The organism is Caballeronia sp. INML3B, assembly GCF_023631305.1.
Taxonomy (GTDB): domain Bacteria; phylum Pseudomonadota; class Gammaproteobacteria; order Burkholderiales; family Burkholderiaceae; genus Caballeronia; species Caballeronia turbans.
In genome coordinates, this window is sequence record NZ_JALQDI010000002.1 from 170,713 (window position 1) to 184,332 (window position 13,620).

The following is a 13,620-nucleotide window of genomic DNA, read 5'->3' on the forward strand; positions in this document are numbered from 1 at the left end:
ATGACTCATTAATTTATACGATAAAATGAATTTGTTTTGGATTAAGTGGACAATGCAATATCCCCCTTTTCCCGCTGGCCTACAGAATTGCCCGGCATGCTGCCTCCTCGTATTTCGGACTTCATTCAATGACTCGCTTCAACTGGCAAAACCCCTATCCCACGCCGCGCCTGCCGGTGTTCGCCCGTAACATCGTTTCGACGTCCCATCCGTTGGCCGCGCAAGCTGGCCTGCGCATGCTGTGGAAGGGCGGCAATGCCGTCGACGCAGCGATCGCAGCGGCGGCCGCCATCACCGTGGTCGAACCGGTGTCGTGCGGCCTGGGCGGCGACGCTTTCGCACTCGTATGGGACGGCGAGAAGTTGCACGGCCTCAACGCGTCGGGCGTGTCGCCGGCGGCTTGGAACGTCGACTATTTCCGCCGCAAGTACGGCGAGGAGAACGGACTCGCACGGCAGCCCAAGCGCGGCTGGGACGCGGTCACGGTGCCGGGCGTCATTGCCGGATGGGAGGCGCTGCATACGAAGTTCGGCTCGCTGCCCTTCGCGGACCTGATGGAACCCGCCATCGAGATCGCCGAACGCGGTCATGCGGTGGCGAGCATCGTCGCTTACAAGTGGGCGGCGGCGGTGCCGGAGCTCAAGGATCAGCCGGGCTTCGCGAATGTGTTCATGCCGCACGGCCGCGCGCCTGATGTGAGCGAGCTCGTGCGCTTTCCCGGCCACGCTAAAACGCTGCGCATGCTCGCGCAGCATGGTCCGCGCGCGTTTTACGAAGGCGAGATCGCCGAGCGCATTGCCGCGTTCGCGCGTGAGGGCGGCGCAGCGCTGACCATGAACGACTTGCGCGGCTATCGCGCCGACTGGGTCGAGCCGATCAGCAAGGACTATCGCGGCTACACGGTGCACGAGATCCCGCCGAACGGTCAAGGCATTGCGGCGCTGATCGCGCTCGGTATTCTGGACAAATTCGATGTGAGCGCCCTGAGCGTCGATCGCATCGAGTCGCAACATCTGCAAATCGAGGCGATGAAGCTCGCCTTCGCCGACGTTTATCGCTACGTCGCCGATCCTCGCTCGATGGAGGTGACGCCCGAGCAGATGCTCGACGACGCGTACCTGGCGGAACGCGCGAAGCTCATCGATCCGTCGAAGGCGACGCAGTTCGACTTCGGCATGCCGAAGGCGGGCGGGACCATCTACATGTCGGTCGCCGACGAGCGCGGCATGATGGTGAGCTTCATCCAGTCGAACTACATGGGCTTCGGCTCGGGCGTGGTCGTGCCTGACACGGGCATCGCGCTGCAGAATCGTGGCTGCGGCTTCTCGATGGATCCGAAGTCCGCAAACGTGGTCGAAGGCGGCAAACGCCCGTTCCACACGATCATTCCAGCGTTCCTCACGCAGGAAATCAATGGCAACCGCCAAGCCGTCATGAGCTTCGGCGTGATGGGCGGTGACATGCAGCCACAAGGTCATCTGCAATCGATCGTGCGGATGCTCGACTACGGCCAGCAGCCGCAAGCGGCGTGCGACGCGCCCCGCTGGAAGGTGAATCGCGATTTCACCATCGATATCGAAGCCACGCTCGATCTCGAAACCGCGCGTGCGCTCGAAGGCCTCGGCCATACGATCAAGTCCGTCGACGATCCGTATATGGACTTCGGCTCGGGCCAATACATCTGGAAGCTCGACTCGAACGATCCCGAGCGTGGATATGTCGCGGCGAGTGACAGCCGGCGCGACGGGCTCGCAGCAGGCTTCTAAAGCCACTTTCGGAGACCGGCCACGCGGCGGTCTCCGTTTCCAAAAAATGCGCAACGATCGCTGAGTTTCGGCAGCGAGCGGGATGTGCACGCTTGTATCCAGCCGCATCCGGCACGAAACCAGGATCACGGAAGGGGAGGAGAATTCATGAACGAACGAATATATGGAGCGCCCGATGCTCCGAGTGCGGCGGCCACGAACGCCGAAACGCTGGCCCCGAAAGCAGCGCCATCGAAGGCGATGATCCGCCGCATCGTGTTCTCGTCGTCGATCGGCAACGCACTCGAGTGGTTCGACTTTCTCGTCTACGGCTATTTCGCAACGGTCATCGCGAAGGCGTTCTTTCCGTCGAACGACGAATGGCTCTCGACGATGCTGGCCATCGGCACGTTCGGCATTTCGTTCCTGATGCGGCCACTGGGCGCGATCGTGCTCGGTATCTACGGCGACCGCAAAGGGCGCAAAGCCGCGCTCACGCTCGCCATTCTGCTGATGATGATCGGCACGCTCACCATGGCCGTGATGCCTTCGTATCAGCACATCGGCATCGCGGCGCCGCTGCTGATCCTGCTCGCGCGCCTTGTTCAAGGTTTCGCGGTCGGCGGCGAGTTCGGCAGCGCGACCGCGTTCATGGTCGAGCACAGCGAAGCGCGGCGTGGCTATTACGCGAGCTGGCAGTTCGCGAGCCAAGGGCTCGCCGCGATCATGGCTGCGGCGTTCGGCTCGGTTCTGAGCGCCTGGCTGCCGCCAGCGCAACTCGAAAGCTGGGGCTGGCGCATCCCGTTCGTCTTCGGTCTACTTGTCGGGCCGATCGGCTATTACATCCGTTCGCACCTGGACGAAACGCCGGAGTTTCTCGCGACGCGTGCCAGCGCGAAGGCAAGCGACTCCGGCATCTCGTTCGCGAATCAATGGCTGAACCTGCTGCTTGCCGTGGGCATCGTGGCGCAATCGACTGTCGGCGTCTATGTCTTGCAACTCTATATGCCGATGTACGCGGTCAAGCAGTTGCATCTTCCGGCGACGGCATCGTTCGCCGTCGTGGTGCTCAATGGCGGACTTCAGTTCATTTTTTCCCCGTTGATGGGCGCGCTCTCCGATCGGCTCGGGCGCATCCGCATCATGCTCGGCGCCTCGATCTTCATGGGCGTAACGATTTATCCGATGTTTGCGTGGCTTCAGGCGCATCCGACGGTCGCGTCGCTCGTCGTGCTGCAATCGGCGGCGGGCATTCTGAAGGCGGCATACTCCGGTCCGATGCCGGCGCTTATGTCCGAGATCTTTCCGACGCGGGTGCGCTCAACAGGCCTGTCGATCGGCTATGCGCTCGGTGTCACGCTGTTCGGCGGTTTCGCGCCGACGATCGTCGAAGCGTTCATTCACGTCACCGGCGACAAACTCGCGCCGAGTTACTACGTGTTGCTGGCCGCCGCGCTGTCCGGGGTTTCGCTGGCTATCGTCGCCTGGCGCATGCGTGTGGCACGTCTTGCTGCGTAAGAACCGCACACTAATACCTCGAACGCGTAAGAATCGGCGGCCTCGGCCGCCTTTTTTCATTTCCAGCACACAGCACTCAAATATCGGCGCGTTTCATGCTCGCGCACCGGCTGCCGCTCGCCTGACGTTGTAAGAAATCGGCACGCACGGAACCGGCGCGCCGCACGTGAGTCTGTCCCCATGTCTGCAAACTCGTTGCAGGGCGGCTAAGATGAAAAAGCAGCCGCTAACACTTGAATTTAAGGACGCCAGGATCGAACCGTTCACGGCGTCGCCTGAACGTCGGCCGTCTCTCGTTGGCCGATGGCGCGTTCGGTCCAGCCTGGGAGCGCGATATATGCATACAGACAGTACACACGTGATGCCTTGGCGCATCGAAGATATCGATCTCACGCGGATCGATCGCCAGAAGGCGGCATCCAACGAGCATCTTCTTTTGTTGTTGTGTGCCTGCTCGTTCATCGAGAGCGGCACCGATCTTTATACCAGCAACCTCAGCAAGTATTTTCATGACGACCCCGAGATATCGGCGTGGCTGAATAACGAGTGGGAGCCCGAAGAGATGCAGCACGGCCGGGCGCTCAAGAGATACATCAATCATGTGTGGCCCGAGTTCGACTGGGACACCGCGTTCAGGAATTTCTTCGATGAATATTCGCTGACGTGCTCTTACGAGGAGTTCGAGAAGAAGCGCGCGCTCGAAATGGTGGCGCGCTGTGTCGTCGAGACGGGGACGGCCACGCTCTACCGCGCGATCAACGATTGTTCGGATGAACCGGTGCTGAAGGAGATCACCGACAATATCCGTACGGACGAAGTGCGGCACTATAAGCACTTCTTTCACTTCTTCAAGAAGTGGAACAAGATCGAAGGCAATGGCCGCATCGCCGTGCTCGGCGCTCTTGTGCGGCGCGTGATCGAACTGAAGAGCGAAGATTCGGAAATCGCGTTGCGGCACGTGTTCGCCATTCGTTACCCGGAGCGTGCGCAGGATGCCGAGTACAACCGCGAACTGTCCGCGCGCGTGAATGCGCTCGTGCGGCGCAATCTTTCCGCGGATCAGGCCATCAAGATGCTGCTCAAGCCGCTCGACTTGCCCGCGCGCATTCAGCCCAGCGTGCACTATCCGCTCTCGAAGATGACGCAGTTGTTCTTCCGTTAATCTTCTCGACGATGCCGGTTCAAAGCCGGCATTTTTCTATGTCCGATCACGACACGCCGCAGCCATCGCTGTCATCGCACACCGTTTTCGACGAGTGGCCGCCCGAGTTGCGCGCGCTTTTCGACGGCACGCTCGCCGACGCCGATGCTGGTTTTACCGCATCGCTATGCGCTGCCGATCGCGCCCATCGCGTGCGAACGGCGCTGCTCGGCGCCGGCGAACTGCTTGCGCCCGATGCGCGCACACTCGCCTTCGCACTGTGGCCGTCGTCACGGACTGCGCAGGCGGTCACCGCGACCGGACGCGCGACTCTCGCCTTCGTATTCGACGACGCGTTCTATCAGGTGCATCTGGACGCGCGCCGCGTGCCGCTCGACGATGTGCCGCTGACGTGCTTCGTCGGGACTATTGAGAGCGGTGAAATACAGCGGGTGGGATATGCGCGACTCACGAATGGAATCGTCTTCGAACTGACTGATGCGCAACCGGCGCTCGCACGCTGGCGCGAGCAACTCGAATGGCTGAAGCGGGCGGCGAGCGCCGCCGCCTGAAACCTCGACGCGACGCATTCGAGCGTCGCGCCAGCTTGCATCGAACGTATTAGCGACTGCGATCGCCCGATCGCAACGCATCACGCCGGCCACTAAGCAGCGCGCCAGGGTTGCCCCCCGGTCCCGGTTTGCGCGCGTTCGCGGCGTGACCCGTCTGCGCCGGCTCCTGACGTCGCGGCGCCGAAGTCGTGTTGACGTTCGGCTTGCTGTGATTGCGAGTTTCACGCGAAGGCTGAGCGCCGCCATTGTTTGCTTTCGCCGGCCGCGCGCCGCGGGCCTCACCGCTCGGACGGCTGCCTTCGCGGCGCGGCTCGCCGTTGCGGCGCGCTTCACCGCTCGGGCGTGCATCGCCCTTCGGACGCGATTCGCCATTCGGACGTCCTTCGCCGTTGCGCGGATTCTGGCGCCCCTGACCTTGTCCCTGGCCGCGCCCTTGACTGCGGCGCTGGATCGGCTCCGGCTTGGCATTCGGATCCGGTTCGAAGCCCGGAATCACCTCGCACGGAATCGGCCGCTTGATGAGGCGCTCGATGTCCTTCAGCAGTTGATGCTCGTCCACGCATACCAGCGATACCGCTTCGCCTTCCGCGCCCGCGCGCCCCGTGCGGCCGATGCGATGGACGTAATCTTCCGGCACGTTCGGCAAGTCGAAGTTCACGACATGCGGCAGTTGATCGATGTCGATGCCGCGCGCCGCGATATCCGTCGCGACCAGCACTTGCAGCGTCTGATCCTTGAATTCGGCGAGCGCGCGCGTGCGCGCCGACTGGCTTTTGTTGCCGTGAATCGCGAGCGCGCTGATGCCGTCGCGCGTCAATTGCTCGGCGAGACGATTCGCGCCGTGCTTCGTGCGCGTAAAGACGAGTACCTGGAACCAGTTGTTGCCGCGGATGAGATGCGTGAGCAGTTCGCGCTTGCGATCGCGATCGACGGGGTAAATCTTCTGCTCGACCTTCTCGGCCGTCGTATTGCGACGCGCGACTTCGATCAGCGCGGGCGAATCGAGCAGGTTGTCGGCGAGCGCCTTGATCTCGTCGGAGAACGTGGCCGAGAACAGCAGATTCTGGCGCTTCGCCGGCAGGCGCGCGAGCACGCGCTTGATATCGTGGATGAAGCCCATGTCGAGCATGCGATCGGCTTCGTCGAGCACGAGAATTTCGAGCTGCGAAACGTCGATCGTCTTTTGCTGCATGTGGTCGAGCAGACGTCCCGGCGTCGCGACGACGATATCGACGCCACGGCGCAGCGCGTCGATCTGCGGATTGATGCCGACGCCGCCGAACATCACCGTCGACTTGAGCTTGAGGTACTTGCCGTACGCGCGGACGCTTTCCTCGACCTGCGCGGCGAGTTCGCGCGTCGGCGTGAGGATCAGTGCGCGCACCGGGCGTTTCGCGCCGCCCGTGGCGGGTGCCAGTTGCGACAGGCGTTGCAGGATCGGCAGCGTGAAGCCGGCGGTCTTGCCCGTGCCGGTCTGCGCGCCCGCGAGCAGGTCGCCGCCTTTCAGAACGGCGGGAATCGCCTGAAGCTGGATGGGAGTGGGACTGGAATAGCCGAGTTCGTTGACGGCGCGAAGCAGAGGTTCCGACAGACCGAGTGAATCAAAAGACATAGATTGGATACTTGTTCGTTGTGTCGAACGGCGCGCATGCGAATCAGGCTGCGGCGAATCATGGTTCGGCCGGCAGAGCGCATGTGCATCGCTCGAAGAAAAATCGGGCGGCGGGTCATTCGGCGATCAGCGATTGCCGGACGTTGCCGCGAGGGTCGACGTGCTATCAAGACACGTCATCTGGCGCCAAGTTGCATCGAAGGACACTTCGACGCGGCGGCGCACGTTTCAGCCGACGCTCACGCGACGTAGCGCGCGACGCTCACAAACTGACACAGGCTGCCTGCGAGCACGAACAGATGCCAGATTCCGTGTCCGTGCCGAATACGCTCGTCGTTGATGAAAAACCAGATGCCCGCGGTGTACACGACGCCGCCCGCCACCAGCCACGCGGTTCCCGCGGGTGGTAGCGCCGTCACGAGCGGATGAATGGCTACGAGCGCGAGCCATCCCATCAACACGTACAGCACCATCGATACGCTGCGGGTTCGGCGCCCGAGCGTCAGTTCCTGCGTAATGCCGAGCACCGCAAGCCCCCAACTCACGCCGAAGAGGGACCAGCCCCAGGGACCACGCAAGGTCACCAGTGTATACGGCGTATAGCTGCCGGCTATCAACAAGTAGATGGCCGAGTGATCGCACTTCTGCAGTATCGCCTTGATGCGCGGCGTGCGCACGCAGTGATACAGCGTCGAGATGATGTAGAGCGCGCACAGCATCGCGCCATACACCGCGAAACTGACGACCTTGTACGCGTCTCCGTCGAGCGCGCCCATCGTGACGAGCGCGGCCAGGCCTGCCACCGACAGCAGCGCGCCGATCAGATGGCTGATGCTGTTGAATCGCTCGCCTGTGTGCATGATCGATCCGCCAAAAAACAAGGGGCGCGGCCCCAACTACGAAGGCTGCGCCCCAAATGCGTATTGTACGCTCTATTGGCGGAAGGCCGCCGCGGACCTCAGTCGAGCGGCGCCGAACGCAGATTGCTCACCTGTTGCGGCGACACCGGCGTGCCGTGGTTGCCCCACGACATACGGATGTATGTCACGACTGCAGCAACTTCCGTGTCCGACAGCGATTGCGCGAAAGGCGGCATGCCGTGCGGCATCGGATTACCTTCCGTGCTCGGCGGATAGCCGCCGTTCAAGGTCATGCGGATCGGGTTGACGGCCGACGGCATCTGGATCGACTGGTTGTTGGCGAGCGGCGGATAAGCCGGCGGCTTGCCAAGACCGTTTTCCTGGTGGCACTTCGCGCAGTTCTCGGTGTAGACCTTCTTGCCGAGCGTGAGCAGTTCGCCGCCGAATTTCTCGGACGTCTCGAGCTGCATGACTTCCGGCGCTTCCTTCTTCTGCGGGATCGACTTGAGATACGTCGAAATCGCGTTGACGTCCGCGTCGGTCATGTACTGCAGGCTGTTGTGAACCACTTCGGCCATCGGGCCGAACACCGCGCCGCGCTGCGACACACCGGTCTTCAACAGATCGTTGATGTCCTTCAGGTCCCAGTCACCGAGGCCCGCTTCCTTGTTCGACGTGAGCGACGGCGCGTACCAGTTCTGCAACGGAATCAGGCCGCCGGCGAAGGCTGCAGAGCTGACAGGGCCGCCCATCGCGTTGATCGACGTGTGGCACATGGCGCAATGGCCGAGGCCTTCGACCAGATACGCGCCGCGATTCCACTCGACCGATTTGGTCGGATCCGGCTTGTATTCGCCTTCGCTGAAGAAGAGGGTGCGCCAGCCGATCAGCAGGTTGCGGTTGTTGAACGGGAAGCGCAGTTCATGCGGACGGCTGGGCTCGGAAACGGGCGGCACGGAACGCAGGTACGCGTAGATCGCGTCGGAGTCGGCGCGCGTGACCTTCGTGTAGCTCGTGAACGGGAAGCCGGGGTAGAGCAGGCTGCCGTCCTTCGAACGGCCCGTGTGCATGGCGCGATAGAAGTCGTCGGAGGTCCACTTGCCGATGCCGTATTGATCGTCAGGCGTGATATTCGGCGTGAACATCGTGCCGAAAGGCGTGGCCATCGGCAGGCCGCCCGCGAATTGCTTGCCGCCGCGCACCGTGTGGCACGCGATACAGTCGCCGGCGCGCGCGAGATATTCACCTTGCTTGATGAGCGCGGCCTTGTCGGCCGGCGTCGCCGCGATGGCGCCGCCCGAATGCAGGTTGTCGCCGCCCGACCAGAGAACGGCGCCGGCTGCGACGGCTGCCACCACGACAGCCGAGGAAAGTGCGAACAGGGACTTGCGTTTCATTTTGTTGTCGCTCCAGACGCCTTATTGCGGTTCGCTGCCGCACTTGAGCGGCATCTTCAACGAGCCAGCGGGCGCGGGCACCGGGTTGGCGGGTGCTTGTTGCGTGGACAGCCAGGCGGCGACGGCGGTCACGTCGTCATCCGTCAGGCGCGAGGCGATCTGCTGCATGCAATCGGGCGCCTTCGCGTGACGCGTGCCCGACTTCCATGCGCCGACTTGCGCGCTGATGTAGTCGGAATGCAGACCGACGAGGCCCGGAATGGCCGGTTGCATGCCGGTCAGACCCTTGCCGTGGCAGGCTGCGCACGCGGGAATGTTCTTCGATGCATCGCCGTTCAGGACGATCTGCTGGCCGCGCGCGAGCGTCGTTGCGGAGACGTTCGACTTGGCAGGCGGCGGATACGGCGGCCGCTGATTCGAGAAGTACGTCGCGATTTGATGAAGATAATCGTCCGAGAGATACGTGACGAGGTAGTTCATCGGCGGGTACTTGCGCCGCCCTTCGCGGAAATTCTGGAGCTGGTTGTACAGATAGTCGGCCGGCTTGCCGGCAAGACGCGGGAAGTAGTCGTTGTCCGTGCCTTCACCATGAACGCCGTGGCACGCCGTACAGCCTTGCACGCGCGCGGCCATCGTGTCCGGTGCGATCGGCTGGTTTTGCGCCTGCGCGGCGGAGCTGAAAACGCCCGCGCTGCCTACCAGAGCCGAGGCAAAAGCCATAGCGAGCAGCGGACGAAAAATGCGTCTTGAAAACACGCGACACTCCATGAAATTCGGGGACCTGCCGAGCTTCGTGCGGCTCGGTGCGAAGGTGGCGAACCACGGCCACGCAGGGGGCGGTGGGTGGCGGACCACGGCCACAGCGGCTCGACGAGCCTCTGATGCGACGCGGCATTCTATCATCGATGCATGATGATGACTATTTGACACAATCTCGCTCTAAGTCCCGCTGCAGCGCATTCGCGACAATTTGCCGCGTGGCTATTGACCGCCCGCGACGAACTTAATAGGCACGAGTCGTCCATTGCCTTTCGACAAATAATCGACTCGACGCAAAGACGCCCGATCGATGCGCTTCATGCAGTTTCGGAAGCGGCCGACAAAAATTCAAGGCGTTTCGTCGACGTTCGATGCTGTGCTGCAACCTGGACGTTCGTTTAGACTCCGCAGATTTCCTTCGATGAGCTTCCCTTCTGCCATGCACGTTCGCGCCGCGACCGGTCCCGCATGATGAACGACGATCCTCTCTGGCTTGCGCAGACGGCATTCGCGGCGCTCGCCGATCTCGCCTTTGCCTGCACGCTCGGCGCGTTGCTCTTGGCCGGCTGGCTGTCGCGCGAACAGGCGTTCGCGCCACCTTCGCCCGTTTTGCCCGCGCGGCAGGGATGTCGGCGTGCCGCGCGCGGGGGGCTGATCGCTGCAATCGTGCTGGTTTCGTGCAACTTCGTTTCTTTGTGGCTGCAGTCGGCGGCAATGAGCGGCGTGCCCATCCTGCAAGCGGGCGCGTCGTTGTGGCTCGTCGCGACGGGCACGCACGTGGGCATCGGCTGGTCGGTCGCGCTCGCGGGCAGCGTGCTTTTGTTGCTCGCGGCGAGCGGCGCGCCGCTATCGATTTCGCGGATCGTATCGACGGTGCTCGCCGCGCTGATCGTCGCTGCGGGAAAGTCGGCGATCGGCCACGCAGCCGACGCGGGCGCGTTCTCCTTCGCCGAAGGTGTGCAAACGCTGCATCTGCTCGCGACCGCGGCGTGGGGTGGCATCGTCATCGCGGGCGCGTTCGTGTTGCCGGCGCTCGATACCTCGGTGGCGCGCGCGGCTTTGATCCGCACGGTTGCGCGCATGTCGCGAGCGGCGTCGCTGGCGGTCGTGCTCGTCATCCTGACGGGCGTGTTCAATGCGTGGCGCGGCGCCGCCGGCTCTCTCGCGACGCTCACTGCGAGCACCTGGGGCCACGCGTTGATCGTGAAGATCGCGCTGGTCGCGGCGGCGCTCGCGTTCGGCGCGCTGAATCGATGGTCGGCGTTGCCGCGTCTGCAACGCTCTGCATCGACGATGGACGCTCACACGGTCATCAACGTCATGCGCATGGAAGCAGTAATGATGGCCGGCGTGTTCGTGGCAGCGGCCGTGCTGTCGCACAGCGTGCCGGGATCGGCGCTGGCGGGCTGAGCGCGCGCTTATTCGTAGCCGAGTTTGTGAGAGACGATCGGCGCGCAAAAGAGCGCCACTGCGCAGCCGATGATCTTGCCCTGCAGTTCGACGAACGCGGTATGTGAATCCACGATGAACAGCACTTCGACCAACTGCGGCAGGCAGAATACGAACGCCGCGCCGATGAACCAGCGCGTCACCGCCGCAATGCGCCAGTGATGCTGCGCACCGATTCCCGCCGCCACCACACGCGCCACGCCCAGCGCGACGAGCGAGCCCACGGCCAGTTGGGCTCGGACATATTCATCGGGAAGGACGTGCCACATGATCGTTCTCGCTCTTTTTAGTGACTATGGGCAAGGGTACGCGCAGGAAGCTCGGCAGTATGTACGAAAAAACTCAGTTCGTGGGCGCAGACATCGAAAGGCGTGGCCCGCGTTCACGGCATCGCTCAGAACGTGTGCTCGGGACCCGGGAAGCTGCCGTCCTTCACGGCGCGCACATACGCTTCGACGGCCGCGAAAATGCTCGGCTGGCCTTGCATGAAGTCCTTGACGAAGCGAGGCCGCTTGCCGTGAAAGATGCCGAGCATGTCGTGCAGCACGAGCACTTGTCCCGAGCAGTCGATGCCCGCGCCGATGCCGATAGTCGGAATCGCGAGCGCCTGAGTGACATCGCGCGCGAGCAGCGTCGGCACCGCTTCGATCACGAGCAGCTGGGCGCCCGCCTCCTGCAGCGCGATGGCGTCGCGCTTCATCTGTTCGGCCGCCGCTTCGGACTTGCCCTGCACCTTGAAGCCGCCGAACGCGTGCACCGATTGCGGCGTGAGCCCGACGTGCCCGCATACCGGAATCGACCGCTCGACGAGGAAGCGCACGGTGTCCGCGAGCCATTCGCCGCCTTCGATCTTCACCATCTGGGCGCCCGCGCGCATCAGTTGCACGGCGTTCGCATAGGCATCTTCCTTCGAGCCGATCGTGCCGAACGGCATGTCCGCGACGATGAGCGCGCTCCGGTTGCCGCGCGCGACGGATGCCGTGTGATAGGCAATGTCGGCGAGCGTGACGGGCAGCGTCGTGCTGTGCCCTTGCAGCACATTGCCGAGCGAATCGCCGATCAACATGACATCGACGCCCGCGCGGTCGAGCAGCGCGCCGAAGCTCGCGTCGTAGCACGTGAGCATCGCGATGCGCTCGCCGGCCTCGCGCATGGATTGAAGCTTGGGTACGGTGATCGTCGAGCGATTCGTTTCCTGCAGATACGTCATGATCGTTTCACTAAAGAGTCGCTAAAGAGGGCGGGGCCGCGCGACGCGCTCAAACCGATACGCCTTTGACAAAGAATTCCTTGCGTCCGCGCATTGATTCGATGCGTTCGATCAGGAGCGCGAGATCGTCGTCCGATTCGAGCGGGTTCAGGTGCTCCGCATTCACGGTGAGCAACGGCGTCGCGTCATAGTGATAGAAGAAGTCGTTATAAGCATCGCAGAGCGCGCGCAGATACGAATCGGAGATTTGCAGCTCCATCGGCAGCGCGCGTTTCTGGATGCGCGAGAAGAGCACTTCAGGGCTCGCCTGCAGATAGACGACGAGATCGGGCGCGGGGCCGCTCGAGCGTATGCGCGAGGCGACCTCCTTATAGAGCTGGAACTCGTCGTCGGGGAGCGTGAGGCGCGCGAAGAGATCGCTCTTCTGCGTGAGGAAGTCGGTCATCAACGCGGCGCCGCTCGTCACGATATCGGCGGCTTCCTGCGTCTGCGATGCGCGCTGTAACGCGAAACTCAATTGCGTGGCGAGCGCGTGTCGCGTGGTGTCGCGATAGAAGCGTTCGAGAAACGGATTGTCCTGCGGACGCTCGAAGAGCGTGCGCATCGACCAGCGTTCGGCGAGCAGCGTCGCGAGCGTCGTCTTGCCGACGCCGATCGGCCCTTCGATCGCGATGTAACGATGCGGCGGCCGCAGTTGCGGCGCGGTCACGGTGAGTGGCGGAGCGCTCATCGGCAGTCTGTCTTGTGGTTGGATGAGACGGCGGTTGCGTCGGCGTCGCGCGGGTTCGTTCCGACCATGCACTGGCATGTCGCGACTTTTTCGATGCGCTGATCGGCGACGCCCGCGATGAACGCATCCGCGCGGCCGCGTTGGGGAAGAATGAGATCCGGCTCGAGTTCGATGAGCGGCACGAGCACGAAGGCGCGCTCGGTCATGCGCGGGTGCGGCACGACGAGATCCGCTTCGTCGATGCTCGATGCACCGTACAGCAGGATGTCGAGATCGAGCGTGCGCGGCGCATTGCGATACGGCCGCTCGCGCCCGAACTGCTCTTCGATGTGATGACACAGGCGCAGAAGCGCTCGCGCCGGCAGGCTCGTTTCGAGCTTGACGACGCAATTGAAATAGTCGTCGCCCGATGCATCGATCGGGGCGGTGCGATAGAGGCTCGATTTCGCGAGCACGGTGATCGTGTGTTGCTGAGCGAGACACACGACTGCGTCTTTCAGGGTCTGGCGCGCATCGCCGAGATTCGCCCCCAGGCCCAGATAAGCAATCGTCATGGCAGAAGTCCTACGCGTGGGTCACAGCGAAAAGCGAGGAAAGCAACGTCGCTCTTCGCTACTGTAACCAAAA

Annotated in this window: 13 protein-coding genes; 5 read left to right on the top strand and 8 right to left on the bottom strand. The window is 63.0% G+C overall.

Annotated elements, in window-relative coordinates; all coding sequences use genetic code 11:
• The first annotated feature begins 128 nt into the window (after positions 1-128).
• The 4 genes from ggt to NCS58_RS03095 all read left to right on the top strand — a co-directional run bounded on the left by ggt (position 129) and on the right by NCS58_RS03095 (position 4,976).
• The gene (gene ggt / locus NCS58_RS03080; RefSeq protein WP_250537818.1) at positions 129-1,766 is read left to right on the top strand and encodes a gamma-glutamyltransferase; all 1,638 of its coding nucleotides are present in this window, start codon (positions 129-131) and stop codon (positions 1,764-1,766) included.
• 147 nt (positions 1,767-1,913) lie between these two features.
• On the top strand, positions 1,914-3,263 hold the full coding sequence (locus NCS58_RS03085) for an MFS transporter (protein ID WP_250537819.1): 1,350 nt from the start codon (positions 1,914-1,916) through the stop codon (positions 3,261-3,263).
• 337 nt (positions 3,264-3,600) lie between these two features.
• Positions 3,601-4,425, top strand: coding sequence for a ferritin-like domain-containing protein (locus tag NCS58_RS03090; protein ID WP_250537820.1), 825 nt, complete (start codon positions 3,601-3,603; stop codon positions 4,423-4,425).
• A 38-nt stretch (positions 4,426-4,463) separates the two neighbouring features.
• Entirely contained in the window at positions 4,464-4,976 is a 513-nt protein-coding gene (locus NCS58_RS03095; RefSeq protein WP_250537821.1) for a hypothetical protein, read from the top strand.
• Between the two features lie 49 nt (positions 4,977-5,025).
• On the opposite strand, the gene NCS58_RS03100 is transcribed toward NCS58_RS03095, so the two are convergent.
• The 4 genes from NCS58_RS03100 to NCS58_RS03115 all read right to left on the bottom strand — a co-directional run bounded on the left by NCS58_RS03100 (position 5,026) and on the right by NCS58_RS03115 (position 9,613).
• Positions 5,026-6,588: a DEAD/DEAH box helicase gene (locus NCS58_RS03100; RefSeq protein ID WP_061117739.1), complete on the bottom strand. Its 1,563-nt coding sequence runs from the start codon at positions 6,586-6,588 to the stop codon at positions 5,026-5,028.
• 239 nt (positions 6,589-6,827) lie between these two features.
• Positions 6,828-7,448, bottom strand: a complete 621-nt coding sequence (trhA, locus tag NCS58_RS03105) for a PAQR family membrane homeostasis protein TrhA (protein WP_061117880.1) — start codon at positions 7,446-7,448, stop codon at positions 6,828-6,830.
• 98 nt (positions 7,449-7,546) lie between these two features.
• Complete coding sequence (locus tag NCS58_RS03110; protein WP_061117738.1) at positions 7,547-8,845, bottom strand: cytochrome c; 1,299 nt, start codon at positions 8,843-8,845, stop codon at positions 7,547-7,549.
• Positions 8,846-8,866: 21 nt separating this feature from the next.
• Complete coding sequence (locus NCS58_RS03115; protein ID WP_061117737.1) at positions 8,867-9,613, bottom strand: cytochrome c; 747 nt, start codon at positions 9,611-9,613, stop codon at positions 8,867-8,869.
• A 462-nt stretch (positions 9,614-10,075) separates the two neighbouring features.
• Here NCS58_RS03115 and NCS58_RS03120 point away from each other — a divergent pair, with 462 nt between their 5' ends.
• On the top strand, positions 10,076-11,014 hold the full coding sequence (locus tag NCS58_RS03120; RefSeq protein ID WP_250537842.1) for a CopD family protein: 939 nt from the start codon (positions 10,076-10,078) through the stop codon (positions 11,012-11,014).
• Between the two features lie 8 nt (positions 11,015-11,022).
• On the opposite strand, the gene NCS58_RS03125 is transcribed toward NCS58_RS03120, so the two are convergent.
• From NCS58_RS03125 to folK, 4 genes are all read right to left on the bottom strand, one after another.
• Positions 11,023-11,322, bottom strand: a complete 300-nt coding sequence (locus tag NCS58_RS03125; protein ID WP_250537822.1) for a hypothetical protein — start codon at positions 11,320-11,322, stop codon at positions 11,023-11,025.
• Between the two features lie 125 nt (positions 11,323-11,447).
• A complete protein-coding gene (gene panB / locus NCS58_RS03130; protein ID WP_061117735.1) occupies positions 11,448-12,263 on the bottom strand; it encodes a 3-methyl-2-oxobutanoate hydroxymethyltransferase in 816 nt (271 codons plus the stop codon).
• Positions 12,264-12,312: 49 nt separating this feature from the next.
• Positions 12,313-12,993: a deoxynucleoside kinase gene (locus tag NCS58_RS03135; RefSeq protein ID WP_061117734.1), complete on the bottom strand. Its 681-nt coding sequence runs from the start codon at positions 12,991-12,993 to the stop codon at positions 12,313-12,315.
• Positions 12,990-13,547 (bottom strand): 2-amino-4-hydroxy-6-hydroxymethyldihydropteridine diphosphokinase, encoded by a 558-nt coding sequence (gene folK / locus NCS58_RS03140; RefSeq protein WP_250537823.1) that lies wholly within the window; start codon positions 13,545-13,547, stop codon positions 12,990-12,992. The genes NCS58_RS03135 and folK overlap by 4 nt, the downstream gene beginning before the upstream one ends.
• Positions 13,548-13,620: the final 73 nt, after the last annotated feature.